Source organism: Sphingomonas sp. NIC1, assembly GCF_001638925.1.
GTDB lineage: Bacteria > Pseudomonadota > Alphaproteobacteria > Sphingomonadales > Sphingomonadaceae > Sphingomonas > Sphingomonas aquatilis.
The window spans coordinates 3,278,983-3,305,614 of the sequence record NZ_CP015521.1; the positions used below are offsets into that span (position 1 = coordinate 3,278,983).

General features: G+C 68.1%; 20 protein-coding genes. 8 read left to right on the forward strand and 12 right to left on the reverse strand.

The window, feature by feature from the left end:
• The first annotated feature begins 77 nt into the window (after window positions 1–77).
• The gene (locus A7E77_RS15325; protein WP_063689353.1) at window positions 78–2,114 is read left to right on the forward strand and encodes a M3 family metallopeptidase; all 2,037 of its coding nucleotides are present in this window, start codon (window positions 78–80) and stop codon (window positions 2,112–2,114) included.
• The gene (locus A7E77_RS15330) at window positions 2,111–3,178 is read left to right on the forward strand and encodes a PLP-dependent cysteine synthase family protein (protein ID WP_063689356.1); all 1,068 of its coding nucleotides are present in this window, start codon (window positions 2,111–2,113) and stop codon (window positions 3,176–3,178) included. Before A7E77_RS15325 ends, A7E77_RS15330 begins: the two co-directional genes overlap by 4 nt.
• Before the next feature lie 6 nt (window positions 3,179–3,184).
• On the opposite strand, the gene A7E77_RS15335 is transcribed toward A7E77_RS15330, so the two are convergent.
• The 3 genes from A7E77_RS15335 to A7E77_RS15345 all read right to left on the reverse strand — a co-directional run bounded on the left by A7E77_RS15335 (window position 3,185) and on the right by A7E77_RS15345 (window position 7,819).
• Window positions 3,185–3,709 carry a ferritin-like domain-containing protein gene (locus tag A7E77_RS15335; RefSeq protein ID WP_063689359.1) on the reverse strand — a complete coding sequence of 175 codons (525 nt, stop codon included), beginning with the start codon at window positions 3,707–3,709 and terminating at the stop codon, window positions 3,185–3,187.
• Window positions 3,710–3,849: 140 nt separating this feature from the next.
• On the reverse strand, window positions 3,850–6,507 hold the full coding sequence (alaS, locus tag A7E77_RS15340) for an alanine--tRNA ligase (RefSeq protein ID WP_063689361.1): 2,658 nt from the start codon (window positions 6,505–6,507) through the stop codon (window positions 3,850–3,852).
• Window positions 6,508–6,559: 52 nt separating this feature from the next.
• Window positions 6,560–7,819: a M24 family metallopeptidase gene (locus tag A7E77_RS15345; RefSeq protein WP_063689363.1), complete on the reverse strand. Its 1,260-nt coding sequence runs from the start codon at window positions 7,817–7,819 to the stop codon at window positions 6,560–6,562.
• Window positions 7,820–7,891: 72 nt separating this feature from the next.
• On the opposite strand from A7E77_RS15345, the gene A7E77_RS15350 reads away from it, so the two are divergent.
• Window positions 7,892–9,205 carry a dicarboxylate/amino acid:cation symporter gene (locus A7E77_RS15350; protein WP_063689365.1) on the forward strand — a complete coding sequence of 438 codons (1,314 nt, stop codon included), beginning with the start codon at window positions 7,892–7,894 and terminating at the stop codon, window positions 9,203–9,205.
• A 10-nt stretch (window positions 9,206–9,215) separates the two neighbouring features.
• On the opposite strand, the gene A7E77_RS15355 is transcribed toward A7E77_RS15350, so the two are convergent.
• The 6 genes from A7E77_RS15355 to A7E77_RS15380 form a co-directional block, all read right to left on the reverse strand.
• Window positions 9,216–9,845 (reverse strand): glutathione S-transferase family protein, encoded by a 630-nt coding sequence (locus A7E77_RS15355; RefSeq protein WP_063689368.1) that lies wholly within the window; start codon window positions 9,843–9,845, stop codon window positions 9,216–9,218.
• Window positions 9,842–10,678 (reverse strand): class I SAM-dependent methyltransferase, encoded by an 837-nt coding sequence (locus A7E77_RS15360; protein ID WP_063689370.1) that lies wholly within the window; start codon window positions 10,676–10,678, stop codon window positions 9,842–9,844. The genes A7E77_RS15355 and A7E77_RS15360 overlap by 4 nt, the downstream gene beginning before the upstream one ends.
• A gap of 365 nt (window positions 10,679–11,043) precedes the next feature.
• On the reverse strand, window positions 11,044–12,117 hold the full coding sequence (recA, locus tag A7E77_RS15365; RefSeq protein ID WP_017978889.1) for a recombinase RecA: 1,074 nt from the start codon (window positions 12,115–12,117) through the stop codon (window positions 11,044–11,046).
• A 336-nt stretch (window positions 12,118–12,453) separates the two neighbouring features.
• Window positions 12,454–13,284: a 4-(cytidine 5'-diphospho)-2-C-methyl-D-erythritol kinase gene (locus A7E77_RS15370; protein ID WP_063689373.1), complete on the reverse strand. Its 831-nt coding sequence runs from the start codon at window positions 13,282–13,284 to the stop codon at window positions 12,454–12,456.
• A complete protein-coding gene (locus tag A7E77_RS15375; RefSeq protein WP_226341779.1) occupies window positions 13,281–14,903 on the reverse strand; it encodes a tetratricopeptide repeat protein in 1,623 nt (540 codons plus the stop codon). Before A7E77_RS15375 ends, A7E77_RS15370 begins: the two co-directional genes overlap by 4 nt.
• On the reverse strand, window positions 14,875–16,527 hold the full coding sequence (locus A7E77_RS15380; RefSeq protein WP_063689379.1) for an electron transfer flavoprotein-ubiquinone oxidoreductase: 1,653 nt from the start codon (window positions 16,525–16,527) through the stop codon (window positions 14,875–14,877). Before A7E77_RS15380 ends, A7E77_RS15375 begins: the two co-directional genes overlap by 29 nt.
• Window positions 16,528–16,662: 135 nt before the next feature.
• On the opposite strand from A7E77_RS15380, the gene A7E77_RS15385 reads away from it, so the two are divergent.
• From A7E77_RS15385 to A7E77_RS15400, 4 genes are all read left to right on the forward strand, one after another.
• Window positions 16,663–17,403, forward strand: coding sequence for a uracil-DNA glycosylase (locus A7E77_RS15385; protein WP_063689383.1), 741 nt, complete (start codon window positions 16,663–16,665; stop codon window positions 17,401–17,403).
• Window positions 17,404–17,438: 35 nt separating this feature from the next.
• Window positions 17,439–19,244 carry a lytic transglycosylase domain-containing protein gene (locus tag A7E77_RS15390; protein ID WP_063689386.1) on the forward strand — a complete coding sequence of 602 codons (1,806 nt, stop codon included), beginning with the start codon at window positions 17,439–17,441 and terminating at the stop codon, window positions 19,242–19,244.
• 648 nt (window positions 19,245–19,892) lie between these two features.
• Window positions 19,893–21,482 carry a long-chain fatty acid--CoA ligase gene (locus A7E77_RS15395; RefSeq protein ID WP_063689389.1) on the forward strand — a complete coding sequence of 530 codons (1,590 nt, stop codon included), beginning with the start codon at window positions 19,893–19,895 and terminating at the stop codon, window positions 21,480–21,482.
• 377 nt (window positions 21,483–21,859) lie between these two features.
• Window positions 21,860–23,632, forward strand: a complete 1,773-nt coding sequence (locus tag A7E77_RS15400) for a cation:proton antiporter (RefSeq protein ID WP_063689392.1) — start codon at window positions 21,860–21,862, stop codon at window positions 23,630–23,632.
• Between the two features lie 2 nt (window positions 23,633–23,634).
• Here A7E77_RS15400 and A7E77_RS15405 read toward each other — a convergent pair whose 3' ends face one another.
• Window positions 23,635–24,069, reverse strand: a complete 435-nt coding sequence (locus tag A7E77_RS15405) for a DUF488 family protein (RefSeq protein ID WP_063689395.1) — start codon at window positions 24,067–24,069, stop codon at window positions 23,635–23,637.
• Window positions 24,070–24,136: 67 nt separating this feature from the next.
• On the opposite strand from A7E77_RS15405, the gene trmFO reads away from it, so the two are divergent.
• A complete protein-coding gene (gene trmFO, locus A7E77_RS15410; RefSeq protein ID WP_063689398.1) occupies window positions 24,137–25,504 on the forward strand; it encodes a methylenetetrahydrofolate--tRNA-(uracil(54)-C(5))-methyltransferase (FADH(2)-oxidizing) TrmFO in 1,368 nt (455 codons plus the stop codon).
• Here the strand turns inward: trmFO and A7E77_RS15415 are convergent.
• Together A7E77_RS15415 and A7E77_RS15420 are read right to left on the reverse strand one after the other, a co-directional pair.
• The gene (locus A7E77_RS15415) at window positions 25,437–25,907 is read right to left on the reverse strand and encodes an EF-hand domain-containing protein (protein ID WP_063689400.1); all 471 of its coding nucleotides are present in this window, start codon (window positions 25,905–25,907) and stop codon (window positions 25,437–25,439) included. The genes trmFO and A7E77_RS15415 overlap by 68 nt on opposite strands.
• Window positions 25,908–25,965: 58 nt before the next feature.
• Window positions 25,966–26,622 (reverse strand): squalene/phytoene synthase family protein, encoded by a 657-nt coding sequence (locus A7E77_RS15420; protein WP_063689403.1) that lies wholly within the window; start codon window positions 26,620–26,622, stop codon window positions 25,966–25,968.
• Window positions 26,623–26,632: the final 10 nt, after the last annotated feature.

Here is a 26,632-nt window from a genome sequence, read left to right on the forward strand (position 1 = left end):
CCCGTCATTCGCACGATTGATGGCCCTATCGTCAATTCGGATTTGCGATTGGTGGCGCGAGCGGCTTTATCGGCGCAATGGATACTTCGACGACCAATCCGCTGCTCGATACCGATGCGCTGCCCCGTTTCGCCGAGATCACGCCCGACATGATCGCGCCTGCGCTGGACGTGGCGCTCGCCGAGCATCACGCGACGGTGGCCGCGATCAAGGCGGCGAAGCCCACCGATTTCGCGTCCGTATGGCTCCCCTATGAGCGGGCGAACACGCGCATCGACGCGATCTGGTCGGCAGTCTCGCACCTGCACGGCGTCGCCGACACGCCCGACATTCGCGCGGCGCACGCCGAAGCGCAGCGCCGGCTGACCGAGCATAGCATCGCCGTCGGGCAGGATCGCGACTTCTACGACATCCTCGTCGGCCTGACGACATCGCCCGATTTCGCCGCCCTGCCGGTGGCCGATCGTGTCGCGGTAGAGCATGCGGTGCGCGATTTCCGCTTGTCGGGCGTGGCGCTGGATGCCGGGGATCGCGACCGCTTTCGCGACATCTCGGTCGAATTGTCGGCGCTGTCCAACGCCTTCGGCAGCGCGGTGCTGGATGCGACCGAAAGCTGGAGCGAGCACGTCACCGACGCGGCGCTGCTCGATGGCGTGTCGGACGCGGACAGGACGATGTTTGCCGCCGCCGCAAAGGCCAAGGGGCTCGACGGCTGGCTGGTCACGCTGCAGCAACCCAGCGTCAACGCCATCCTGACCTTCGCGACGAACCGCGATCTGCGCGCGCGCGTCTACCGCGCGTCGGCGACGCGCGCTTCGGATCAGGGGCCGGATGCCGGAAAGTTCGATAATTCGCCGCGCATCGCCCGCATCCTGGAGCTGCGGCATGAGGCCGCCAAGCTTTTGGGCTTTGCCGATCCCGTCGAATGGTCGCTCGCTACCAAGATGGCACCCAATGCGGGCGAGGTGCTCGCTTTCCTGCGCGACCTGGCGCGCCGGGCCAAGCCGGCCGCGGAGCGAGACTTGGCCGAGTTGCGGGCGTTTGCCGCCGCGGAGCTGGGCATCGCCGATCTGCAGCCCTGGGACGTCGGCTTCGCCTCGAACAAGTTGCGCCAGTCGCGCTATGCCGTCGATGAGCAATTGGTGCGCGCCTATTTCCCTGTCGAACGCGTCGTGGCGGGGTGGCAGGCGCTACTGACCCGGCTGTTCGGCGTCACGCTGGTCGAGCGTCACGACGTGTCGCTCTATCACCCGGATGCGCGCTATTTCGACGTGATCGATGAGGGCGGCACGGTGCTGGCGGGGATGTACCTCGACCTCCACGCCCGCGCCGGCAAGCGGGGTGGCGCCTGGATGAGCGAGGCACGGCCGCGGCTACATGACGGCAATACGATCGCCAATCCGGTGGCCTATCTGGTGTGCAACTTCCCGCCGGCGAGCGAGGGGTCGCCGGCGCTGCTGAGCCACAATGACGTCACCACCTTGCTCCACGAGACGGGCCACGTGCTCCACCTGCTGTTCACGCGGGTAAATCGGCCCAGCATCGCGGGCACCAACGGGTTCGAATGGGACGCGATCGAGCTGCCCAGCCAGTTGATGGAAGATTTCGCCTGGGATGCCGATGTGCTGACCGGCATGTCCGGCCATGTCGCGACCGGCGAGCGCCTGCCGCAGGACCTGTTCGATCGCATGGTGAAGGCGCGGCATTTCCAGGCGGGGCTGTTCATCGTCCGCCAGGTGGAATTCGCGTTGTTCGATCTGCTGCTTCACCTTGGCACGATGGGGTCGGACCCGATCGAAGTAATCGAGGCGGTGCGCGACGAGGTGGCGGTGATCCGCCCGCCGGCGTGGAATCGCTTTCCGCATGCGTTCAGCCACATCTTTGCGGGCGGCTATGCCTCGGGCTATTACAGCTATCTGTGGGCAGAACTGCTCGCCGCCGACGGCTTCGACCGCTTCCGTGAGGCGGGCCTCGTCGACCGCGCGACCGGCGACCTGTTCCGCGAGGAAGTGCTGGCGCGCGGCGCGACACGGCCGGCGGCGGACAGCTTCCGTGCGTTCCGCGGCCGTGACCCCGATCCGGTCGCGATGCTGGTGCGGCACGGCCTGCAATGATGCGGACGCGGACCGACCGGACCTGGCTGGCCGAGGCGGTGCGGCGGATCGAGGCGGACTTCAACCGCTCCGCCGATACGCATCTGATCCGCGTCGACCTGCCGCGCTTTCCGGGCATCACGCTCTATTTGAAGGACGAAAGTTCGCATCCGACGGGTAGCCTGAAGCACCGGTTGGCGCGGTCTCTATTCCTCTACGCCTTGTGCAACGAGTGGATCGGGCCCGACACCTGCGTGATCGAGGCGTCGTCGGGCTCGACCGCGGTCAGCGAAGCCTATTTCGCGCGGATGCTGGGGCTGCGGTTCATTGCCGTAGTGCCCGCCAGCACCGCGGCGCCCAAGCTCGACGCGATCCGTTTCCATGGCGGCGAAATCCATGCGGTCGACGATCCGCGTGCGATCTACGAGGCATCGCACCGGCTCGCTGCGGAAACCGGCGGGCATTTCATCGACCAGTTCACCTACGCCGAGCGTGCAACCGACTGGCGGGGCAACAACAACATCGCCGAATCGATCTTCGCACAAATGGCGGCGGAGGAGCATCCGGTGCCGTCCTGGGTGGTGTGCGGTGCGGGAACGGGCGGCACGTCGGCGACGATCGGGCGCTTCATTCGCTATTGTCGCTATGACAGCGAATTGTGCGTTGCCGACCCGGTCCATTCGGTCTTCCACCGCCATTTCGCGGATGCCACGGTAACCGCCTTGCCCGAAGGCTGCGGTTCGCGGATCGAAGGCATCGGCCGCCCCCGCGTCGAGCCGAGTTTCGTGCCGAGCGTGATCGACCGTATGATCGCGGTCGAGGATGCGGACAGCATCGGCGCGATGCGTGCGCTGTCGGATCGGCTGGGACGGCGGGTCGGCGGGTCGACTGGCACCAATTTGATCGCCTGCATGACGTTGATCGACGACATGGCAGCGGCGGACCGGAGCGGCAGCGTGGTCACATTGCTGTGCGACGGGGGCGAGCGGTACGGCTGCACCTATTATGACGATGCGTGGCTCAGCGCCCATGGTGTCCATTGGGAGGCCGCAGCGGCGCGAACCGCTGCGTTCCTGGGGTCGTAAGGCGGCTTACACCTTGGCGGCGCTCGACCCGCCTTCGGCGTAGAGGGTGGCATAGCGGCGGGTGATCGTCGGCAAGGTGTCGTCGATCCATGCCGCCATTCGCTCTTCCTCGCCGAGAGATTGCGACAACAACGTCGTCGCAGAGCTGAACCCGCCATCGTCGGCGAGGGTCAGCAGCGATTTGTACGCCGCGATTTCGAAATGCTCGAAGGCGTAGTTGGCGAAGCTGTTCTTCAAGATTTCGTCGCCCGCCGGGACGTGGGCGATCGCCGCCATAGTGCCGGACAGGCTGAGCGCCGCCTCCTTCAACAGCGAACCGCTGGTGTCGAACCCTTCGAGCAGTTCGTCGAGCCGGGCGATCTGCTGGTTGGTTTCCTCGATATGGCGGCGGAGTTGGTCGGCGACTTCGGGATAGTGCTCGATGCGGCTGACCTGCGGCGTCATGATCGACAGCGCTTGCTTTTCCACGGCGTGCGCATTGCGCAGGCCGACGATGAAGAGGTCGCGCAGGCGGTCCGGCTGGGCTGTCATGGCGTGCTGTCTTTCGATCGTTGAAGGGGACGATCGATCAACGGCCGGACGCCGCCTAAGTCTCGGCGCGATATGGGCTTTTCTAGTTGATCAGGATCAGGACGGCGCCAGCAAAGCCTGCCCGGCGCCGTCCCGAAAGCCTAGGCTGCGACGGGAGCCTCGGCCAGCGCCGCGCGGATCGCATCGACCGCGTCGGCGGCCTTGCTGCCATCGGGGCCACCACCCTGCGCCATGTCGGGACGGCCACCGCCGCCCTGCCCGCCGAGCACCGCCACCGCCTTGCGCAGCAAGTCGACCGCAGTGACGCGCCCGACCAGATCGTCAGTCACGCCGACCGCGATCGAAGCGCGGCCATCGTTCACCGCGACCATCACCGCGACGCCCGACCCGCCGAGGCGCTGCTTGGCCTCGTCGACCGCGCCGCGCAGCCCCTTGGCATCAAAGCCGTCGAGCACCTGGCCGATGAAGGCGACGCCGCCGACCTGCTCCGGCCCCGCCGGACCACCGGCACCGCCTCCCATGGCGAGCGCCTTCTTCGCTTCGGCCAGTTCACGCTCCAACCGGCGTCGTTCGTCGAGCAGCGCCGCGACGCGCGCGGGCACTTCGTCCGGCGTGGTCTTGAGGGTCGCCGCCGCCTCGCGCAGACGTTCGTCGCGGCCGACCAGATAGGCGCGCGCCGCCTCGCCGGTCAGCGCCTCGACGCGGCGGACGCCGGACGACACCGCGCCCTCGCCCACCACCTTGAACAGGCCGATGTCGCCGAGCGCGTTGACGTGGGTGCCCCCACACAGCTCGATCGAATAGGTCTTGCCACCATCTTCGGTGCCCATCGACACGACGCGGACTTCATCACCATATTTCTCGCCGAACAGCGCCATCGCGCCTTCGGCGATCGCCTCGTCCGGGGTCATCAGCCGGGTAGTGACGGTGCCATTGCCACGGATCTGCGCGTTGACCGCAGCTTCGGCGTCGGCGAGTTCGGCCGGCGTCATCGCGACCGGATGCGAAACGTCGAAGCGCAACCGCTCCGGCGCGACCAGCGAGCCCTTCTGCGCGACATGCGTGCCGAGCCGCTGACGCAGCGCCTCGTGCAGCAGGTGCGTCGCCGAATGGTTGGCGCGGATTGCGGCGCGGCGGGCGACGTCGATTTGGAGCTTCACCGCGTCGCCGACCGTGATCGACCCGGCCTCGACCACCGCATGATGGACGAAGATTCGGCCCAACTGCTTCGACGTTTCGGTAACGGTGGCGCGCAGCCCCGCATCGGTCGAGATCGTCCCGCTGTCGCCGACCTGGCCGCCGCTCTCGCCGTAAAAAGGCGTCTGGTTGACGATGATCGCGACGGTATCGCCTGCGTTCGCCGTGTCGACGCGTGCGCCGTCCTTGACCAGCGCGACGACCTCCGCCTCGCCGATATCGGCCGAATAGCCAATAAATTCGGTCGACCCGGCTTCCTCGGCGATGTCGAACCACAGATCGTCCGACGCCTTGGCGCCAGAGCCCTTCCATGCCGCCCGCGCCGCACGCTTCTGCTCGGCCATCGCGGCGTCGAAACCGGCGCGATCGACGTGCAGGCCCTGCGTGCGCAGCGCGTCCTCGGTCAGATCGTAGGGGAAGCCATAGGTGTCGTAGAGCTTGAACGCAGTTTCACCGGCCAGCGTATCGCCCTCGCCCATGCCCGCGGTCGCCTCGTCGAGCAGCTTCAGCCCCTTGTCGAGCGTCTTGCGGAACTGCGTCTCTTCCTGGCGCAGCGTCGCCTCGATCAGCGGCTGGGCGCGGACGAGTTCGGGGTAGGCCGCGCCCATTTCGGCGACTAGGGCCGGCACCAGCCGGTGCATCAACGGCTCCTTGGCGCCGAGCAGATGTGCATGGCGCATCGCGCGGCGCATGATCCGGCGCAGCACGTAACCGCGACCTTCGTTGGCCGGCAGCACGCCGTCGGCGACGAGGAAGCCCGACGAGCGCAGGTGATCGGCGATGACGCGATGCGACGCGCGCCGCTCGCCCTCGGCATCGGTGCCGGTCAGCGAAGTCGATGCGGCGATCAGCGCCTTGAACGTATCCGTATCGTAATTGTCGTGGACGCCCTGCAAGACGGCGGCGATGCGCTCCAGCCCCATGCCGGTGTCGATCGACTTCTTGGGCAGTTCGCCGACGATCTCATTGGCGTCCTGCTCGTACTGCATGAACACGAGGTTCCAGATCTCGACGAAGCGGTCGCCGTCCTCATCCGGGCTGCCGGGAGGGCCGCCGAAGATATGGTCGCCGTGATCGTAAAAGATTTCCGAGCACGGGCCGCACGGGCCGCTGTCGCCCATCGCCCAGAAATTGTCCTTGGTGGCGATGCGGATGATGCGCTCTTCGGGCAGGTACTTCGTCCAGAGGCCGTACGCCTCGTCGTCGGTGTGGTAGACGGTGGCGGTGAGTTTTTCGGCCGGAATGCCCCAGACGCTCGTCAGCAGCGTCCAGGCGTGGTGGATCGCCTGTTCCTTGAAATAGTCGCCGAACGAAAAATTGCCGAGCATTTCGAAGAAGGTGTGGTGACGCGCGGTGTAGCCGACATTGTCGAGGTCGTTGTGCTTGCCGCCGGCGCGCACCGACTTCTGGCTGCTGGTCGCGGTGACATAGGGCCGGGTTTCCAGCCCCGTGAACACATTCTTGAACGGCACCATGCCCGCGTTGACGAACATCAACGTCGGGTCGTTCTGCGGCACCAACGGCGCGGAGGGTACGATGGTGTGGCCGGCGCTCGCGAAATAGTCGAGGAAGCTGCGGCGAATGTCGTTGGTCGAGATCATAGGCGTCGTGACTTAGGCGAGAGCGCCCCTCCCCTCAAGCGTCGTTCGTGTGTCATCCGAACGGCCGATCGATCGAACGGGGTGGCGTGCTGAACCAGCGGGGGCCGTCGGTGGTCATGTGGAAACAGTCTTCCAGGCGGACGCCGAACTTCCCGGGGAGGTAGAGGCCCGGTTCGTTGGAGAAGCACATGCCGGGTGTGAGGCGCGTCGCTTCGCCGCGGACCAGATTGACGGGTTCGTGGCCGTCCATGCCGATACCGTGGCCGGTGCGGTGCGACAGGCCGGGCAGCTTATAGTCGGGGCCGTAGCCGAGGCTGGTGTAATAGCGGCGGACGGCGTCGTCGACGCTGCCCGCGGTGGCGCCGAGCTTCGCGGCGGCGAAGGCGACCTGCTGGCCGCGGGCGACCTGATCCCAGACCTTGCGATGGTCTGCGCTGGGCGCGCCCTTCGGCACCCAGGTGCGCGAGACGTCGGACTGATAGCCCTGCACGGTGCAACCGCAGTCCATCAGCAGGATCTCGCCCGGCGTGACGCGATATACCTCGCGGCTGCCATGGGGCAGTGCGGCGGCGGGGCCGATCAGGGCGAGGGCGAATTCGGGGTCGCCGCCCAGTTTCCGCGTCGCGGCGTTCATCAATGCGCCGATCTCCGCGCCGGTCATTCCGGCTTCGATGCGGGGTGCGAGCCAGCGATAGGCGGCGAGCGTGACGTCGGTCGCGGTCTGCATCAGCGCGAGTTCGGCCGGGGTCTTCACCATGCGGCAACCGCGGACGATCGGGTTGGCGCTCACGTGCCGTGCGGCCGGTGCGAAGCGGGCGAGGTCGGCGGGGATGAAGCTGCGGACGGTCTCCTCGATGCCGATCCTGGCGTTGGCGAGGCCGCGCTCCTTCAGCCAACCGGCGACGATGGCGAGCGCGTTGCCGTCCTCCTGCCAGACGCGCACCTCTGCGGGGACGGCGAGCGTCTGACGCACCGAGGGTTCTTCGAAGAAGGGCGTTACGATCAGCGGCTGGCCTTCGCGGGGCAGGATGGCGAGCGTCGGCCGCTCGCTGCGGCCCCAGCGCACGCCGGTGAAATAGATCATCGACGATCCCGGCTCGATCAGGACGGCGCCGATGTCGTTCTGCGCCATCAGCGCCTGGGCACGGGCCAGGCGGTGGGCGCGCTCGTCGGGGCCGATCGGCTGGGCGCCGGTGGTGATGTCGCGGAGCGCCGACAGGTCGGGTTCGGCAGCACGAAGCATGGCCGACGCGAGCAGCGGCGTAGCGGCGGCCGCGGCGAGAAACGTGCGGCGCGAGGGGGTGAAGGGCATCGCGAAACGATACGGCGCTTGACCCGGCGCTCGCAATCCCCTTCCCTTAAGCGCGAATCCGGGAGGGAATGAATGGCCAAGCGGCTGACTGTGTTTATTGTTATCGGCCTGTTGCTCGGCATCGTTACCGGCCTGATTCTGAACGGCTGGCTGGACGACGGCACGCCGGAGGCCGCGGCGCGGCTGAAGGCGATCGCCGGCTATTTCACGATCGGCACGACGGTGTTCCTGCGGCTGATCAAGATGATCATCGCGCCGCTCGTCTTCGCGACCCTGGTCAGCGGCATTGCGCAGATGGGCGATACCGCGGCGCTGGGGCGCGTCGGGGCGAAGGCGATCGGCTGGTTCATCGGCGCGAGCCTGGTGTCGCTCGGCCTCGGCCTCGTGCTGGTCAATGCGATCCATCCCGGCGTCGGCATCAACCTGGCGCTGCCGCCGGCGGGCACCGATGCCGGGGTTGCGACCGCGGCGTTCAGCCTCGACAAGTTCATCACGCATATCGTCCCCGCATCGATGATCGAGGCGATGGCGACGAACGAAATCCTGCAGATCGTCGTCTTTTCGATCTTCGTCGGGGTCGCGCTGACCGCGGTCGGCGAGCGGGGTGCGCCGCTAGTGCGGGCGGTCGACGGCCTCGTCGCCGTCATGCTGCGGATCACCGACTATGTGATGCGCGTCGCGCCGGTCGCGGTGTTCTGCGCCGTGACCGCGACGCTCGCCGAGCACGGTGCGGGGGTGATCGGGCAGCTCGCCTTCTTCATGGGCAGTTTCTATTTCGCGCTCCTGTGCCTGTGGGCGGTGCTGCTCGGCGTCGGGTTCCTCGTCATCGGACCGCGGATCAAGGATCTGATCCGCTACGTTCGCGAGCCGCTGCTGGTCGCCTTCACCACCGCCTCGTCGGAAGCGGCCTATCCGCGGATGCTGGAGGCGCTCGACAAGTTTGGGGTGCCGCCGCGGATCGCAAGTTTCGTCCTGCCGCTGGGCTATTCGTTCAACCTCGACGGGTCGATGATTTACATGACGTTCGCGTCGCTGTTCATCGCCCAGGCCTATGGCATCGACATGCCGCTGGGGACGCAGGTGGCGATGCTGCTGTTCCTGATGATCTCGTCCAAGGGCATCGCGGGCGTGCCGCGGGCCAGCCTGGTGGTGATCGCCGCGGTGCTGCCGGTGTTCGACATTCCGGAGGCGGGGCTGCTGCTGATCCTGGCCATCGACCATTTCCTCGACATGGGCCGCACCGCGACCAACGTGATCGGCAATGCGGTGGCGGCGTCGGTCGTCGCCAAGTGGGAGGGCGGCTTCGATCCCCGCGAGCCGGCCGAGATCGACCCGGCAGTGGCGGATGGGCCGGCGCTGCCGCCGGCCACCAGCTTCCGGCACTAAGCACCGGGGATCAGGCGTAGGCGTAGGGCCCGCCCTGCGCCAGCGCGGCCTGGTAGGCCGGGCGGGCATGCACCTTTTCCAGCCAGGCGATCGTCGCCGGGCGAGCGGTATCGAGGCCGGCGCGGCTGCGCGCCGCCTCCAGCGGGAAGCTCATCATGATGTCGGCGGCGGTCATCGCGTCGCCGGCGAACCAGGGGCGCTGGTTCAGCTCCGATTCGACATAGTCGAGATGGACGTCGATCATCGGCTGGATGCGCTTCATCGCGGGCTTGCCCATCAGCGGCACCTTGCTGAGGACGAGCTTCAGCAGCAGCGGCGGCATCAGCGAGCCCTCGGCATAATGCAACCAGAAGCGGTAGCGGAGCGCCGAGTCGCGATGCGCGGGCGCGCCCAGACGGCCGTCGGCCTTCTCAACCAGATATTCGACGATCGCGCCGGTTTCGGCGATGACGTGGCCGCCGTCCGTATCCTCGATGACCGGCGACTTGCCCAAGGGGTGGACCTGCTTCAGCTCGGGCGGCGCGAGCATCGTCGTCTTGTTCCGCTCATAGCGCTTGACCTGATAGGGCAGGCCCAGTTCCTCGAGCATCCACAGCACGCGCTGCGACCGACTGTTTTCGAGATGGTGGACGATGATCATGGCTGTTCCCCTGTTGCGGTCGCGCGCCAGATCCAGGCGGAGGCCGGGAGCGCGACGATGCCGTCGGCTGTATAACGCTGCAATGCCGATTTGAGCCGATCGTCGAGCGATGGATCGGCAGCGTCCTTGAGCGCCGACGCGAGCGGGCCGATGTGGTGAAAGAAATCGGCGGCATCGGCGACCGGATCGGGGCCGGCCCCGACGACATATGCGAAGTCGATGCGGGTGGCGCTGTCGACGCTCCAGCCCGCCTGGGTCAGGATCGCGGCGGTAACGCTCCGGTCGGCGAACCCGAAGGGTCCGGGGGCGTAGCCTTCGAAGGGCTGCGGGCGGCTGCCGGTGACCTGCTCGATCAGATCGGACGCCCAGACATTGTCGCTGCGGTCGCGGAAGCAGGAGAAGACGAGGCGGGCGCCTGGGCTGGCTGCGGTGCGGAGCGTGGCGAAGGCGTCGACGGGATCGGCGAAGAACATGACGCCGTGGCGCGAGACGATGAGGTCGGCGGGTGAGAGTTGCGGGGCCATCGCGATGGCGTCGCCATGATGGAAGGTAACGGTGCCGCGGTCGCCCGCGCGGGTGCGTGCCATCCGGATCAGGTCGGCGGACAGGTCCAGGCCGGTCAGGGTGGCGTCGGGGCGGGCGTCGGCGAGGGCGAGGCTGGTGGCACCGGCGCCGCAGCCAATGTCGATCGCGTGGAAGGGGCCGGCGGGGGCGGCGGTGCGGATTGCGGCGTCGAGATGCGGGGACAGGTTAGCGAAGGAGCGGTCGGTGCGCTGCCATTCGGCGGCCCAGGTGCGGCCGACGCGGCCGGTCCAGTCTGTGGCGGTGGTCATGGGGTGTGACTTTCAGCGATGAACCTGGAGCCGGTCCAGTAAGCAAATTGGGCCACGGTCGTTGTCATCCGCCAATCTCCCCTTCGACCCTCACCCTTCCCACCCGGCTGCGCCGGGCGGGCCCCTTCCCTCTCCCGGCGGGAGAGGGAGGGAGGCGCGAAGCGCCGGAAGGGTGAGGGTCGACATCAGTGAGCGAGCGGTGCTTGAACGCCGAGCCTCTACTCGGGAACAGCCCATTTTCCGCCAAAACGAGCGTGGAAGTGGACGAAGTGGAGGATACGTCATCGTCCGGAACGCCTCCATGCGAAAGGGGCCCGCCGTTGCCGGCGAGCCCCCTCGTAGCATCCAATCGGATGGCGCGGCGATCACAGATCGTCGTCGGCTTCCGGGCCGGCCATCATTTCCTCGGCGACCTTTTCGGTACGCTGGCGGATCGCCTTCTCGAGGCGGTCGGCCATCTCGGGATTCTCGCGCAGGTAGTTCTTGGCGTTCTCACGCCCCTGCCCGATCCGTACCGAATCGTAGGAGAACCAGCTGCCCGACTTTTCGACGAGGCCCGCCTTCACGCCAAGGTCGAGGATCTCGCCGATCTTCGAGATGCCCTCGCCGTACATGATGTCGAATTCGACCTGCTTGAACGGCGGCGCGACCTTGTTCTTCACCACCTTCACGCGCGTGGTGTTGCCGGTGACTTCCTCGCGGTCCTTGATAGCGCCGGTGCGGCGGATGTCGAGGCGGACGGACGCGTAGAACTTCAGCGCGTTGCCGCCTGTCGTGGTTTCCGGGTTGCCGTACATCACGCCGATCTTCATGCGCAGCTGGTTGATGAAGATCACCATGCAGCGCGAGCGGCTGATCGAGCCGGTGAGCTTGCGCAGCGACTGCGACATCAGGCGGGCCTGAAGGCCGACGTGGCTATCGCCCATCTCGCCCTCGATTTCGGCGCGGGGGACGAGCGCGGCGACCGAATCGACCACCAGCACGTCGATCGCATTCGAGCGGACGAGCGTGTCGGTGATCTCGAGCGCCTGTTCGCCGGTATCGGGCTGCGACACGATCAGTTCGTCGATGTTGACGCCCAGCTTCTTGGCATAGACGGGATCGAGCGCATGTTCGGCGTCGACGAAGGCGGCGGTGCCGCCGTTCTTCTGCGCTTCGGCGATGACATGCAGCGCGAGCGTGGTCTTGCCCGACGATTCAGGACCATAGACTTCGATCACGCGGCCACGCGGCAGACCGCCGACGCCGAGCGCAATGTCGAGGCCGAGGCTGCCGGTCGAGATCGCCTCGACCTGCATCGTTTCCTTCTGACCGAGCTTCATCGCGCTGCCCTTGCCGAAGGCGCGATCGATCTGCGCGAGGGCGGCGTCGAGCGCCTTTTGACGGTCTGCGTTTGCGGTTGCCATGCCGGTGTCGATCACTTTCAGATTGGCGGCCATCGGGAGGGTTCCTCGCTAGAGCAAGCGCGCGGCATGAGCAACGCGTCTGTTCTGTATGTACGATGTTTGTTCCATGAGAACAAGAGGGGAACTTTGGTTTTGGGCCATGGAGTTGGTGGATATGGTTCGCGCGAAGACGCGAAGACGCGAAGAGGTTTTGCGCGCAAAGGCGCGGAGGACGCGGAGGGGTTGCGCTTGTGGCAGCGGCGGCTTTTCGCAGCCTTTGGCGTCACCCCAGCGGAGGCTTGCGTCTTTCTCGGCGCTGGTGGCGCGCTGTAAATATAAGATCCCAGTCTGCGCTGGGATGAAGATTGGAGAGCGGGAGGGATAGCCCTTTTAGGTAAGGGTCGTGGCTAGGGTCCACCAGCCTCTGGCTGCCGCCGCGACGCGAGCGGCGTCACGGGTCGTGTCGTCCGCGAACAGGGCGAAGCAGGTGGCGCCGCTGCCGGACATGCGGGCAAGGCGGACGCCGATTGCCCCTTCGAGGAGCGACAGGACGTCGGCGATCTCTGGCGCCAGTGCGAGTGCGGCGGGTTGCAGGTCGTTGCGGCCGGCGGTGGCGCGCGTGAGGAGGTCGCCCTCCCCTGCGATGCCGCCACGGTCGGTGCCGTCCCAGCGGGCGAAGACTGCGGCGGTGCTGACCGCGACCCCGGGGTTGACCAGGAGCAGCGGCATACCGGCGAGGCCGGCAATGGGGATCAGCGCCTCGCCCTTGCCCGTGCCCAAGGTGGTACGGCCGTCGAGGCAGGCAGGCACGTCGGCGCCGAGCGTTTCGGCGAGGACGAACAGGCGCGGGTCCTGCGGGGCGATCGCGTGGAGGCGGGCAAGCGCGCGCAGCGCCGCGGCGGCGTCGGCCGATCCGCCGCCTATCCCTGAGGCGATGGGGAGATGCTTGTCGAGCGTGATCGCGTGGTGCCCGGCGACGCCGAACGTGTCGCGGAACGCGCCGGCGGCCTTTTCCACGAGGTTCGGGCCGGATGCCGTCTCGAGCGCCGCGGCGAAGGGTCCGGTGATGGTGAAGCTGTCGGTGTCGGCGGGCACGACGGTCACCGTGTCGCCATCGGCCGCGAAGGCGAACAGCGTTTCGAGCGCGTGGTAGCCATCCGGCCGGCGATGGCGGACGTGGAGCGCGAGGTTGATCTTGGCGGGGGCGGCTTCGACGATCATCGGGCGGGCGGGCCTTGTGCAATCCGGGTGGCGAGCGCCGCGGCGTCCTGGGCCGGAGCGGTCAACGCCGCGGCGCGCCACGCGTAGCGGGCTTCGTAGCGGCGGCCCAGCGCCCAATAGACGTCGCCGAGATGTTCGGCGATTTCGGCATTCGTCGGCTCCGCCTCGGCGGCGCGCTCGATCAGCGGCAGCGCGCGTGCGGTGTCGCCGTTGACGAACAGCGCCCAGCCGAGCGAATCGGCGATCGAGGCATCGTCGGGCTTGGCGGCGTGCGCGCGTTGCAGCATCGCGATCGAGGCGGGGACGTCGACGCGGCGTTCGGCCTGCGCATAGCCGAGGTAATTAAGCGCGAGCGGCTCGGCGGGGGCGAGCGCCACCGCCTTTTGCAGCGCGGCGCGGGCGGCGGGCCAATCGCCCGCCTGCTCCAGCGCGCCGCCATATTGCAACCAGGCGTTCCACGCGGCGGGCTGCGCCTCGGCGATGCGGCGATACCAGCGGGCGGCTTCGGCGTTATTGCCGGCGGTGCTGAGCTGGTCGGCGTAGAGCTGCCAGGCGGCGGGGCCGGCGTCGGCACGCTCGGCATCACGGCGCGCGAGTGCGAGCGCGTCGGCGGTACGATCGGCGCGGGCGAGGATCGATATGCGCGCGGCGATGGCGGTGGAGGCGAAGGGGCTGGACGCGGGCACCGCGTCGAGCGTCGCGAGCGCCTGATCGGTCGCATCCTCCCCCGCGAGCGCCTGGGCGAGCAGCAGGCGGGCGCGATCGTTGGCGGGCGAAGCGATGAGCGCGGTGCGGGTGAGCGCGATCGAGAGCGGCGCGACATCCTGATCGACGAGGTCGCCGGCGACGCGGGCGAGCAGGCGCGAGACGCCATAAGCGAGCGTCGGCTTGGCCGGGGCACCCCGACGGAGGGCGGCGAGCGCGGGGTCGTCACCGGCGAGCAGCGCGCGCGCTTCGTCGGCATGGCCGGTGCCGAACAGCAATTGCGCGGCGGACAGGCGCAGATCGACGGGCGAGCCGGTTTCGCGGAGCGCCTGCACCCCGCGCAGGCCGCCCTGCACGTCGCCCATCGCGATCTGGAGCAAGGCCGCGGTCTCGGCCGCGAGACGCTGGGCGACGGGCGTGCTGCCGACATTGGCGGCGACGATCGGGCCGCTCGGATTTCCGCCGCGGCTGTATGCGATCCACGCCCGAAGCGCCGGCACCATCACCGACAGCGGCGTGCGGGCGAGCGCCTGTGTCGCGGCCTCGGCACCTGCCGCATCGTTGCGCGCGGCGGCGAGCGCGAGGGGGAGCAGCGCCAGGTCGGCAGGCGCGCCGGGCTGGTTGCGCAGCACCGCGGCGGCGCGCGTGGCGAGCGGGATGTCGCCGGCGGCCAGCGCTTCGCGATACGCCCTCAGCGCGACCGTCGTATCGGTGGGCCGGGCGGCGAGCGCGCGGGCGTAGCCGGCGATCGCCGTCGCCACGTCGCCGTCCGCATCGGCGACGCGGGCCTGCATATAGTCCGCGACCGGATCGGCGCGGCGTGCCGCATCGGCCTGAGCCGGCGCGGCGACCGCGATGCTCAGAACCGATGCTAGGAACAGACGCTTACATATTGGGATAATTGGGGCCTCCACCGCCCTCCGGCACCACCCAGTTGATGTTCTGCGTGGGGTCCTTGATGTCGCACGTCTTGCAGTGGACGCAATTCTGCGCGTTGATGACGAACTTGGGATCGCCCGTCTCCTGCCCGACGATCTCGTAAACGCCGGCCGGGCAATAGCGTTGCGCAGGCTCGTCGTAGAGCGGCAGATCATATTCGACGGGGACGTTGGGGTCCTTCAGCGTCAGGTGGACGGGCTGGTCCTCCTCGTGGTTGGTGTTCGACAGGAACACCGACGACAGGCGGTCGAAGGTCAGGACGCCATCGGGCTTCGGATAGACCGGGGCCTTCACCAGATCCTTGCGCCACAGCGTCTCGTGATCCGGGTGATGCTTCATGGTGAAGGGCATCTTGAGGCCGAAATGTTCCAGCCACATCGTGATGCCGGCGAGGCCCGACCCCAGGAAATCGCCGAACTTCTTGACCAACGGCACGACGTTGCGGACGATCGACAGCTCCTTCTTCACCCAGCTGTGCTCGAACGCTTCGGGATAAGCGGCCAGTTCGTCATGCTGACGCTGCGACAGGATCGCGTCGGCCGCGGCTTCGGCGGCCATCATGCCGCTCTTCATCGCGGTGTGCGTGCCCTTGATGCGCGGCACGTTTAGGAAGCCGGCGCTGTCGCCGATCAGCGCGCCGCCCGGAAAGACGAGCTTCGGGATCGACTGGAGTCCGCCGTCGCTGATCGCGCGCGCGCCATAGCTGACGCGCTTGGCGCCCTTCAGGATCGCGGCGATCTCGGGGTGGGTCTTCCACTTCTGCATCTCCTGGAACGGCGAGATGTAGGGGTTGGAATAGTTGAGCCAGGTGACGAAGCCGAGGCTGACCTGGCCGTTCGCCTGATGATACAGCCAGCCGCCGCCATTGGCATCGTCGCCCAAGGGCCAGCCCTGCGTGTGGATGACGCGGCCGGGCTGGTGCAGCTCCGGGTCGATATCCCACAACTCCTTGACGCCGAGGCCATAGACCTGCGGGTCGCTATCCTTCGCAAGGCCGAAGGTGCGGACCACTTCCTTCGTGAGGTGTCCGCGGCAACCCTCTGCGAAGAAGGTATATTTGGCGTGAAGCTCGAGGCCGGGCTGATAATCGGGCTTGTGCGTGCCGTCGCGCGCGACGCCCATGTCGCCGGTCGCGACGCCCATCACCCGACCCTGATCGTCGAACAGGATTTCCGCGGCGGCGAAGCCGGGGAAGATTTCGACGCCCAGTTCCTCGGCCTTGCCCGCGAGCCAGCGGCACAGGTTGCCCAGGCTGCCGGTATAGGTGCCCTTGTTGTGCAGGAAGGGCGGCGTCAGCGCGTGCGGCAGGATCGACTTCTTCTTTTCCGTCAGCACCCAATGGAGGTTTTCGGTCACCGGCACTTCGGCGAGCGGGCAGTCCTGGCGCCAGTCGGGCAGCAGTTCGTCGAGGCTGCGCGGATCGATCACCGCCCCCGACAGAATATGTGCGCCCACTTCCGAGCCCTTTTCGAGCACGCAGACGCTGAGGTCCGCGCCCTTTTCGGCCGCCACCTGTTTGAACCGGATCGCCGCCGACAGGCCCGCCGGGCCGGCGCCGACGATCACCACGTCGTAAGGCATCGATTCACGCTGGGTCATCTTCAATCCACTCCCGGATACGGTTGCGGTTGTCGGCGCCGGGGGATAGCGGTCAGGCGCAGGCCGACAACGTCTCGTCTCTGAACCGCGATCGGACAAGTTGACGAAAACGTCAACCTACAGAAAGAGAGAAACGTGGGGGCCGATCAGCATCACAGTTGGAATGAGAGCCTCGCGAGTGCGCTCGACTGGTGGCAGGAGGCGGGCGTCGATACGCTCGTCGAGGCGGATCCACGCGACTGGCTGACCCAGCCGATGGTCGCGCCGGTCTTCGCGCGGGCGCCCTCCCCCTCCCCCGCCGCACCGGTAGAGCTGGCTCCGGCGATGCCCGCCGAACTGGCTGACTTCATCGCATGGCGCGGCGGCGATGCCGTGCCCGAAGTGGCATGGCGCGGCGTGTCGATCGCCGCGACCGGCCCCGCGGAGGCCGCGGTGATGGTGCTGGTCGATTGCCCCGACAAGGACGACGATGCCGCCGGTGTTTTGATGAGCGGCGAGACGGGGCGGCTGTTCGACCGCATGCTCGCCGCGATCGGCCTGTCGCGCGAGACGATCCACCTCGCCTCGGTGTGCGCGAAGCGACCCGTGGCGGGGCGGATGCCGCGCGAGGTGGAAACGCAGCTGGCCGATATCGCCAAGCACCACATCGGCCTCGTCGCGCCGAAACGGCTGCTGCTGATGGGCAATGCGGCGAGCCGTGCGATTTTGGGGGCGGAAATGCCCGGGACGCGCGGGTCTTTACACGCGTTTAACCATAGACGGGGAAAGACAGGCGTGGTCGCCAGCTTTCATCCGCGCTTCCTGATCGAGAAGCCCGCGGCGAAGGCGGAGGCCTGGAAGGACCTGCAATTGCTGATGGGGAATTTGTCCGCATGACCCGTATGCTGGCGCCAGGACTAGCGGCACTGGGGATGGCCGCGATCGTCGCGCTGACCGTGCCGCAGGCCGCTTCGGCCGCCGAGCCCGGCACATCCGCAGGCGGCGACGCCCGGATCACCACCGCCAGCCGCAACGATCGCATTCCCGACCAGCTGGATAGCGCGCAGCGCGAGGGGTATCGCGCGGTGTTCCAAGCAATCCGCGACGGCCGCTGGCAGGATGCGCAGATGGGCCTCGACGCGATGAAGCCGGGTCCGCTGCACGCTATCGCCCGCGCCGAACTCTATACCGCCAAGGGATCGCCCAAGGTAGAACTGGAGCCGCTGGTCGCGCTGCTCAACGAAGCGCCCGAGCTGCCCGAGGCTGCCGATCTGGCCCGACTGGCCAAGGTACGCGGCGCGAGCGAACTCCCGCCGCTGCCCGTCGCGCAACGACTCATCTGGCAGGATGGCGCGCCGCGCCGCGTCCGCGCCAAGACGACCCGCAGCGACGAAATCGCCGCCGAGCTGGCGGTGAAGATGCAGCCCTACATCAAGGGCGATCAGGGCGCCGAGGCGCAGGTGCTGCTCGAATCGACCCCGGGCCTGACGCCCGAGGCGCAGACCGAATGGCAGGCGAAGATCGCCTGGATGTATTTCCTGACCGGCGACGACCTGAACACGCGGGCGATGGCGGCGAAGGCCGCGAACGGCGTGGGCGACTGGGCGGTGCAGGGTCGCTGGACGGGGGCGCTGTCCGCGTGGCGGCAGAACGACTGCGCCGCGGCCGGCACCGGCTTCGAAGGCGTCGCCGCGCGTGCCACCGACGTCGACCTGCGTGCCGCCGCGCTCTATTGGGCGTCGCGCGCGGACATGGTGTGCGGACGGCCCGACAAGGTGCAGCCGCGCCTGCAGAATGCCGCGCAATATTCCGAGAGCTTCTACGGCCAGCTGGCGCGGCAGGCGCTGTTGATCCGCGACAAGGGCCGGCCGCAGACGCAGGTGGTCGCCGCCGACTGGGCGCGGCTCGACAAGCGGCCCAACCTCCGCGTCGCCGCCGCGCTGACCGAGATCGGTGAGACCGATCTGGCCGACAGCGTCGTGCGCCAGCAGGCGCGGATCGGCGATCCGTCCGAGTTCGGCAGCCTGGTCCGCGTGGCGGAAGCGCTGAGCCTGCCCGCGACCACCGTATGGCTGGCGCATAACTGCCCGCAGGGCGTCGTCGCCGCCGCCGAGGCACGCTATCCGACGCCGAACTGGACGCCGACGAGCGGCTGGCGCGTCGACAAGGCGCTGGTCTATGCCCATACGCTGGAGGAAAGCGGCTTTCGCAACAAGGTCGTCAGCCCCGCCGGCGCCTATGGCCTGATGCAGATCATGCCGGCCGCCGCGACCGATTACATGCGCGAGAGCGGCTATACCGTCGACAAGAGCGCGCTGACCAAGCCGGCGACGAACATGGACATCGGCCAACGCCATCTGGAGCGGCTGCGCGACATGGCGGGCGTGACGGGCGGGCTGCTACCCAAGGTGATCGCCGCCTATAACGCGGGCCCGCGCCCGGTGGGCGACTGGAATGCGATCGTCCACGATAATGGCGATCCGCTGCTGTATATCGAGAGCATCCCCTATTGGGAGACGCGCGGATACGTGACCACGGTGCTGCGCAATTACTGGATGTATGAGGCGCAGGGCGGTCGCAAGGCGTCGGCGAGCCGGTCTGCGCTGGCGCAGGGCATGTGGCCGCGCTTCCCCGGCCTGCCGGGCGCCGCGGCGGTGCGGATGAACGCGCGGCCCGCGACGGCGATCGCGGTGAACGGGCGCGTGTCGCCGCAGTCGACGACGGTGTCGGGGAATTAGGGTCGTCCAAATCCTCCCCCGCAAGGGGGAGGTGGCGCCGCGTTAGCGGTGACGGAGGGGGCGGTGAGCGGTGCGTTCAGTAAGGGCGCGTGCCGTGCCCTCCCCCTCCACCATTCGGCTGGCGCCGAACGGTCCCCCTCCCCCTAGCGGGGGAGGAATTGCCCCCTTCGCGACCTTCGGCTGATCGACGATGACGGTAACCGGGCGTGTGTCATCGCGATCGGCGGTGGTCCCTGAGAATCAAGCTCCTCCAAGTCCTCCCCCGCCAGGGGGAGGTGGCGCCGCGAAGCGGTGACGGAGGGGGCGGTACGCGGTGCGCTCGGTTAGGGAGTATGTCGTTCCCGTCCCTCCATTCGACTGATGCCGTACGGTCCCCCGGACCGGGTCAGACTTGCGATGCCTTGGCCGCGGCTATGCCCCGTCACCTCTGCCTAGGCGGGCATCCCGCTTTGAAAAACGGTCTTAGCGGGACCCCGGATCAAGTCCGGGGTGACGGAGAGGCGTGGCAATCAGCCGCCCCTGCCAGCCTCCCCCACCCGCCGCCGGCAATTCTTCGTCACATCGGCCATCTTGCCCTCGCTCCTGTCTCGGGTATGGTCCGCTTCGGCAAGAGGCGCACGGATGTGCACGGACTGAGAGGAGCCACGGATGCTGGGCGGCATGCAGGATTTCGAACTCAGGGTATCGACGCTGCTGGATCATGCGGCGCGCGAACATCCCACGCCCGAGATCGTGACGCATTGGGCGGACGGCAGCCAGACGCGGACCGACTGGCAGAGCGTCGCGCACGATTCGCGGCGGTTGGCGCGGGCTTTGGAACGGCTGGGCATGCGCGCGGGCGACCGGATCGCGACGCTGGCGATGAACCATGCACACCACCTGATCGCCTGGTACGGCACGATCGGCATGGGCGGCGTGGTCCATACGATCAACCCGCGGCTGTTCGACGACCAGCTGGTCTATATCGCCAACCATGCCGAGGACCGCGTGCTGTTCTACGATCGCGCGTTTCAGCCGATCGTCGACCGGCTGCGCGGGCAATGGCCAACCATCGAACATTATGTGGTGATGGATGGCGACGGTCCGGACAGTTTCGCCGCGCTGATCGCCGCGGAAGACGACGACTATGCCTGGGTGGCCGGGTCGGAGCGCGATCCATGCATGCTCTGCTATACCAGCGGTACGACGGGTAACCCCAAGGGCGTGCTGTACGAACATCGCTCGACCGTGCTGCATGCGATGCTGGCCTCGTCGCCGGCGGTGTTGGGATTGTCGTCGGCCGATGTGCTGCTGCCGGTGGTGCCGCTGTTCCATGCCGCCGCCTGGGGCACGCCGTTCGCGGCGCCGATGGCGGGGACGAAGCTGGTCTTCTCCGCGGTCAACGACCCCAAAGTACTGTGCGGGCTGATGAACGAGGAGCGCGTGACGATATCGTCGGGCGTGCCGACGGTGTGGCTGGCGATGTTCGCTTATGCCGATGCGACCGGCGAGACCCCGCGCCATCTGCGCATGGCGACGATCGGCGGGTCCGCGGCGCCGCGCGCGATGATCGCGCGGCTGATGGGCATGGGCGTCGACGTCAAGCATCTGTGGGGCATGACCGAAACGTCGCCCGTCGCGACCGCCGCGGCGCCGCCGCCCGACTGGGACGACTGGTCGGAGGATGCCAAGCTGGACGTACTGACCAAGCAGGGGCGCATCCCCTATGGCGTCGAACTGGCGGTGATCGACGACGAGGGGCGGCATTTGCCGCGCGACGGCACCAGCGCGGGACGGCTGCACATTCGCGGGCCGTGGGTGGTGAAACGCTATTATGGCGCGGAGGCGGATGCGATCGACGCGGACGGCTGGTTCGACACCGGCGACGTCGCGGTGCTGCATCCGGACGGCACGATGCAGATCACCGACCGGTCGAAGGACGTGATCAAGTCGGGCGGCGAGTGGATCAGCTCGGTCGAGCTGGAAAATGCCGCGGTCGGTTGTCCCGGCGTCGCCGAGGCGGCGGCGATCGGTATCGCGCATCCCAAATGGGACGAACGCCCGTTGTTGGTCGTGGTCCGCAAGCCGGAGAGCCAGGTGAGCGAGCGCGAGATCCTCGAGCATCTGAAGGGCGCGGTGGCGAAATGGTGGCTGCCCGATGCGGTGGTGTTCGTCGACAGCCTGCCGCACACGGCGACGGGCAAGCTGCTGAAGACGGCGCTGCGGGAGCAGTTCAAGGATTTCAAGCTGGCGGCGTGAGACGCCCTCCCCGTCATCCCGGCGAATGCCGGGATCGATGGAGCTGGGCGGCCGACGATGCGCGCTACCCCGGCGTCATCGTGTCCATGGATCCCGGCGTTCGCCGGGATGACGAATGAGGGGGAGTGGCCTCCTGCCCTCCCCCCCAAACCGTCATTCCCGCGGAGGCGGGAATCCATAACCTCTGACGTTGGCGATGGAGCCGCACGGCCAGCCAGTCTGGATTCCCGCCTGCGCGGGAATGACGGCTTTCTTGGGAGGGGCGCGCCGCGCGGGAATGACGGAGGGGCGCAGCGCCAGAATGACGATATGTTGCCGGATGGTAGAAACGCCATCCGGGGGCTGACAAATGGCCCACGGTCCCTACAGTCGCCTCCATGGCGATCGGACTGGATAATGCGGGGTTCAGCGACGCGCTGGTGATCCTGGGGGCGGCGGGGCTTGTGATCCCCGCCTTTGCGCGATTTCGGGTCAGCCCCGTCATCGGCTTCATTCTGGTGGGGATGCTGGTCGGGCCGTTCGGACTGGGGCAGCTGACCACGCAGGCGCCGTGGCTTTATTATCTCACCATATCCAATCCGCATTCGATCGAGCCGTTCGCGGAATTCGGCATTATCCTGCTGCTGTTCTCGATCGGGCTGGAGCTGTCGTTCAAGCGGCTGTGGGCGATGCGCGCGCAGGTGTTCGGCACCGGGCCGGCGGAGCTGATCGGATCGGCGGTGCTGATCGCGATCGCGGTGCATCTGCTGGGGCAGGATTGGGCGGGCGCGGCGGGGCTGGGCCTCGCGCTGGCGCTGTCGTCGACCGCGCTCGTGCTGCCGCTGGTGGGCACGACGAGCCCGGTCGGGCGCGGCGCGTTCGCGATGCTGTTGTTCGAGGATCTGGCGTTGGTCCCGATCATCTTTGCCCTCGGCGCGATGGCGCCGACCGCGAGCGACGAAGGCTGGGTCGGCATCGCCGGCGTCGCGCTGCGCGGGGCGGCGACGGTGGTGGTGATGTATCTGGGCGGGCGGCTGGTGCTACCGCGCCTGTTCGCGCAGGCGGCGCGGACGAAGAGCCCGGAGCTGTTCCTCGCAGCGTCGCTACTGGTCGTCATCGTCGCGAGCGTCGCGACGACCGCGGCGGGCCTGTCGCCGATCGTCGGCGCGCTTCTCGCCGGGCTGCTGATCGCTGAGACGGAATACCACACCGAGGTCGAGGTGATGACCGCGCCCTTCAAGGGACTGGCCCTCGGCGTGTTCCTGATCACGGTAGGCATGAGCGTCAATTTGCGCGAAGTGCTCGACAATTGGCCCGCGCTGCTGACCGCCGTCGTGGCGGTGGTGGGGGTGAAGGCGGTCGTCACCTTCCTGCTGCTGCGGGTCGCGCAAACCGGGCGCGGGATCGCCGCCGAGACGGGGCTGCTGATGGGCAGCCCGTCGGAAACGACGCTGATCGTGCTCGCCACCGCGGCGCAGGCGCAGCTGATCCTGCCGTCCACCGCCGCCTTCTGGCAGACCGTGACCGCGATCGGCCTGACGATCACGCCCTTGCTCGCCAAGGCCGGCCAGCGGCTGTCGCGCGGCATCGATCGCGCGCCGATCGACGCAGGGCCGATCGACGATGGCGAGGGGCCGGGGACGGTCGTGATCGGCTTCGGGCGCGTCGGGCGGATGGTCGCGGACATGCTGAAGATCCACGGCCAGCGCTATCTCGCGGTGGATGCGGACATCGACAATGTCGCCGATGCGCGGCGGGCCGGCCATCCGGTGCTGTTCGGCGACGTGGCGCGGGCCGAGCTGATCGACCGGCTCGACCTCGCCGGCGCGCGCGCGCTCATCCTGACGATGGACGATCCGGTGCTGACCGTGCGGCTGGCGCGGCGGATGCGCGGACTGGCGCCCGAGCTGCCGATCATCGCTCGCGCGCGCGATCCGCAGCATGCCGCCGAACTGTATCGCGCGGGCGTGACCGATGCGGTGCCGGAAACGCTGGAAAGCTCGCTCCAATTGTCGGAAGCGGTATTGGTCGATCTGGGCGTCGCGATGGGGCCGGTGATCGCCTCGATCCACGAAAAGCGCGACGAACTGCGCCAGTCGATCAAGGCCGAAGCGGAGATCGACCGCGAACCGCGCATCCGGCGGGTGAAGCGGCTGCGCGAGGCGACATAGCCTCAGGCGTACAAATCGACCACCTCTACCCCCTCGCCCACTGCGTCGAGCAGCAACGTGCGGTGGCAGTGGGTCGGTTCGCGTTCGTAGCAGAGGAGGGCGCTGGGTGTGTCCTGCGCGAGGTCGAGCATCTGGGCTGCCGCCGCCTGGGCCTCGGGGAGCGCGAGCTGGTCGTCGTAGACGGCGGTTAGGGTTGCGACATCGCCTTTCTTCGCGGCGTCGCGGCCGCGCTTGGGGGTGCCGAGCGCTTTCAGATGGACGTAGTCGATTCCGGCCTCTTTCAGGCTGGCGGCGAGCGAGGATTTGGAGAAGCCGGGGCGGCGCGATAGCGGCAATGCGCGGACGTCGATGACGCGCTTGACCCCCGCCTTGGTGAGCGCGGCGAGGAAGTCGGCCATGGTCGTCGCTTCGTAGCCGATCGTGTAGATGGTCGTCATGGCGAGACAACGCATGGGGCCCCTCGCGCGTTGCCCCCCTGCCCGCTGCGGCCTAGAGGCATGGCGCATGACTCATGACATCCATATCGTCGGCGGCGGGCTCGCCGGATCGGAAGCGGCGTGGCAGCTGGCCGAGGCGGGGTTTCGCGTGCGCCTGTCCGAGATGCGCGGCAGCGGCGAGCGCACGCCGGCGCACCAGACCGATGGCCTGGCCGAACTCGTCTGTTCGAACAGCTTCCGGTCTGACGATGCCGAGGCGAATGCGGTGGGGCTGCTGCATCAGGAAATGCGGCGGCTGGGATCGCTGATCATGGCGCAGGCGGACGCGCATCGCGTGCCGGCGGGGTCGGCGCTGGCGGTGGATCGAGACGGCTATTCGGACGGGGTGACGCAGGCGCTCGCCAGCCATCCCAACGTGACATTGGTGCGCGAGCGGGTCGATGCCTTGCCGGATGGGCCGGCGATCCTGGCGACCGGGCCGCTGACCGCGGCGTCTCTGGCGCAGGAGATCGGCGGCGCGACGGGATCGGAGGCGCTGGCGTTCTTCGACGCGCTCGCCCCGATCGTCCATTTCGACACGATCGACATGGATATCGCGTGGAAGGCGTCACGCTGGGACAAGGGCGAGGCGGACTACATCAACTGCCCGATGGACAAGGAGCAGTATCTGGCCTTCCACGCCGCGCTGCTGGCGGGCGAGAAGACCGAGTTCAAGGAATGGGAGAAGGACACGCCCTATTTCGATGGCTGCATGCCGATCGAGGTGATGGCGGAGCGCGGGATCGATACGCTGCGCTATGGGCCGATGAAGCCGGTGGGCCTCGACAATCCGCGCACCGGGCGCTGGCCCTATGCCGTCGTCCAGCTGCGCCAGGACAATCGCCAGGGCACGCTGTGGAACATCGTCGGCTTCCAGACCAAGCTGAAGCATGCCGAGCAGGTGCGATTGTTCCGGACGATCCCGGGCTTGCAGAATGCCGAGTTCGCGCGGCTGGGCGGCCTGCATCGCAACACCTTCATCCGATCGCCCGAACTGCTGGACGAGACGCTGCGGCTGAAGAATCGGCCGAACCTGCGCTTCGCCGGGCAGATTACGGGGTGCGAGGGCTATATCGAGAGCGCGGCGATCGGCCTGCTCGCCGGACGCTTCGCCGCGGCCGAACTGCGGGGCGAGACGCTCAGCCCCCCGCCGGTGACGACCGCGCTCGGCGCGCTGCTGGGGCATATCACCGGCGGTGCGGAGGCGGAGACGTATCAGCCGATGAACGTCAATTTCGGGCTGATGCCGCCGATCCCCGGCCGCACCAAGAAGGCGGATCGCAAGCGGATGTACACCGACCGCGCGCGCGCCGCGTTCGAACCGTGGCTCAGCTCTCTTCCGACGGAGCCTGCTGCGGCGGCGGACATTTCGCGCGAGACGGTGCCTTCCGCTTGACGGCGGTGGTGGCGAATTCGGCTGCGGTCATCGCGCCGGAGGCGTCCTTGTCGGCGGCGGTGAATTTGGCCGTCGACTTAATCGCCCATTCGTCGAAGCTGAGCCGGCCGTCGCCGTTGGTGTCGAGCTTGGCGAAGGCCTTGCGGCGGGCGGCGAGATATTCGTCGCGGGTGATGCGTCCGTCGCGATCCTTGTCGTAGCGGTTGAAGCGTTTCTGTTCGCGCGTGGCGGGTGCGGCTTCCGGAACGGGCGCGTCTTCGGCGCCGGCGGTGGTCTGCGCTGCGGCCTGCGGGACGAGCGGTTGCGCGGGTAGCAGGTCGGGCTGACCGCGATGCCCGGCGATTAGCACCCCTGCCCCGACCGCCGCTGCCAGCGCTCCGCCACCCGCCAGATATCGCCACATCGCCCGCCCTCCCGATTGCGGCGGGAGGCTATCATGCGATGTAGCGCAGGCAATGCCGCTATCTCCCCGTGAAGCGGAAGCGCGCGACGCGCCACGCCTTGGCGAGCGGCGTGCCACCCTCCAGATCGAGCCAGGCTAGCAGCGCGAGCACGCCGACGGCACGCGCGGGCGCCGGCCATGTTGCGGTGAAGGCTTGCGAAAGCGTGGCGCGGGCCTGCGCCGACGCTTGATCGGCGAGCGGGGCGACGGTGAGATGACGCGCGAGATCGGCATAGGCCCAGCCCTGCCCCGCGATCGGCAGCGCAGCCGGCTCGGCGCCCAGCAATCGTCCTGCCAGCGCGAACAACGTGCCCCCGCGCGAATCGGCATGCCGCGCGAGCGCGTCGCCATCCAGCGGATCGGTGACGACCAGCTCTTCCCAGCCGTCGGTCATCGCAGCGAGTGCCGCGCCGCTCACGCCCCGCGGCAGCAGCAGGCGTGCAACATCCTGGAGCAGCGGTTCGGCCGGGGGCGCCGCGGTGTCGAGCCGCTCCAGCTCATCGTGCCACCAGACGAGACGCATCTGGCCGACCATCGGTTCGCGGGTCGTCCGGACGATCCCCGCGAGCCGATCGTCAAGGTCGAACAGCGTGCGCAGCGCATCCCGCGCTGCCTGCGGGGCGGCGGCGAGCATCAGTTCGCGATCGGGCGGTGGGGCAGCGGAGGAATCGGCCATGGTGGCGGAT

Excerpts from the sequence above, each read along its gene's own strand:
- A7E77_RS15325 (WP_063689353.1), top strand. The coding sequence starts at position 78 with ATGGATACTTCGACGACCAATCCGCTGCTCGATACCGATGCGCTGCCC.
- A7E77_RS15330 (WP_063689356.1), top strand. The coding sequence starts at position 2,111 with ATGATGCGGACGCGGACCGACCGGACCTGGCTGGCCGAGGCGGTGCGG.
- A7E77_RS15335 (WP_063689359.1), bottom strand. The coding sequence starts at position 3,709 with ATGACAGCCCAGCCGGACCGCCTGCGCGACCTCTTCATCGTCGGCCTG.
- alaS (WP_063689361.1), bottom strand. The coding sequence starts at position 6,507 with ATGATCTCGACCAACGACATTCGCCGCAGCTTCCTCGACTATTTCGCG.
- A7E77_RS15345 (WP_063689363.1), bottom strand. The coding sequence starts at position 7,819 with ATGCCCTTCACCCCCTCGCGCCGCACGTTTCTCGCCGCGGCCGCCGCT.
- A7E77_RS15350 (WP_063689365.1), top strand. The coding sequence starts at position 7,892 with ATGGCCAAGCGGCTGACTGTGTTTATTGTTATCGGCCTGTTGCTCGGC.
- A7E77_RS15355 (WP_063689368.1), bottom strand. The coding sequence starts at position 9,845 with ATGATCATCGTCCACCATCTCGAAAACAGTCGGTCGCAGCGCGTGCTG.
- A7E77_RS15360 (WP_063689370.1), bottom strand. The coding sequence starts at position 10,678 with ATGACCACCGCCACAGACTGGACCGGCCGCGTCGGCCGCACCTGGGCC.
- recA (WP_017978889.1), bottom strand. The coding sequence starts at position 12,117 with ATGGCCGCCAATCTGAAAGTGATCGACACCGGCATGGCAACCGCAAAC.
- A7E77_RS15370 (WP_063689373.1), bottom strand. The coding sequence starts at position 13,284 with ATGATCGTCGAAGCCGCCCCCGCCAAGATCAACCTCGCGCTCCACGTC.
- A7E77_RS15380 (WP_063689379.1), bottom strand. The coding sequence starts at position 16,527 with ATGACCCAGCGTGAATCGATGCCTTACGACGTGGTGATCGTCGGCGCC.
- A7E77_RS15390 (WP_063689386.1), top strand. The coding sequence starts at position 17,439 with ATGGCCGCGATCGTCGCGCTGACCGTGCCGCAGGCCGCTTCGGCCGCC.
- A7E77_RS15395 (WP_063689389.1), top strand. The coding sequence starts at position 19,893 with ATGCTGGGCGGCATGCAGGATTTCGAACTCAGGGTATCGACGCTGCTG.
- A7E77_RS15400 (WP_063689392.1), top strand. The coding sequence starts at position 21,860 with ATGGCGATCGGACTGGATAATGCGGGGTTCAGCGACGCGCTGGTGATC.
- A7E77_RS15405 (WP_063689395.1), bottom strand. The coding sequence starts at position 24,069 with ATGACGACCATCTACACGATCGGCTACGAAGCGACGACCATGGCCGAC.
- trmFO (WP_063689398.1), top strand. The coding sequence starts at position 24,137 with ATGACTCATGACATCCATATCGTCGGCGGCGGGCTCGCCGGATCGGAA.
- A7E77_RS15415 (WP_063689400.1), bottom strand. The coding sequence starts at position 25,907 with ATGTGGCGATATCTGGCGGGTGGCGGAGCGCTGGCAGCGGCGGTCGGG.
- A7E77_RS15420 (WP_063689403.1), bottom strand. The coding sequence starts at position 26,622 with ATGGCCGATTCCTCCGCTGCCCCACCGCCCGATCGCGAACTGATGCTC.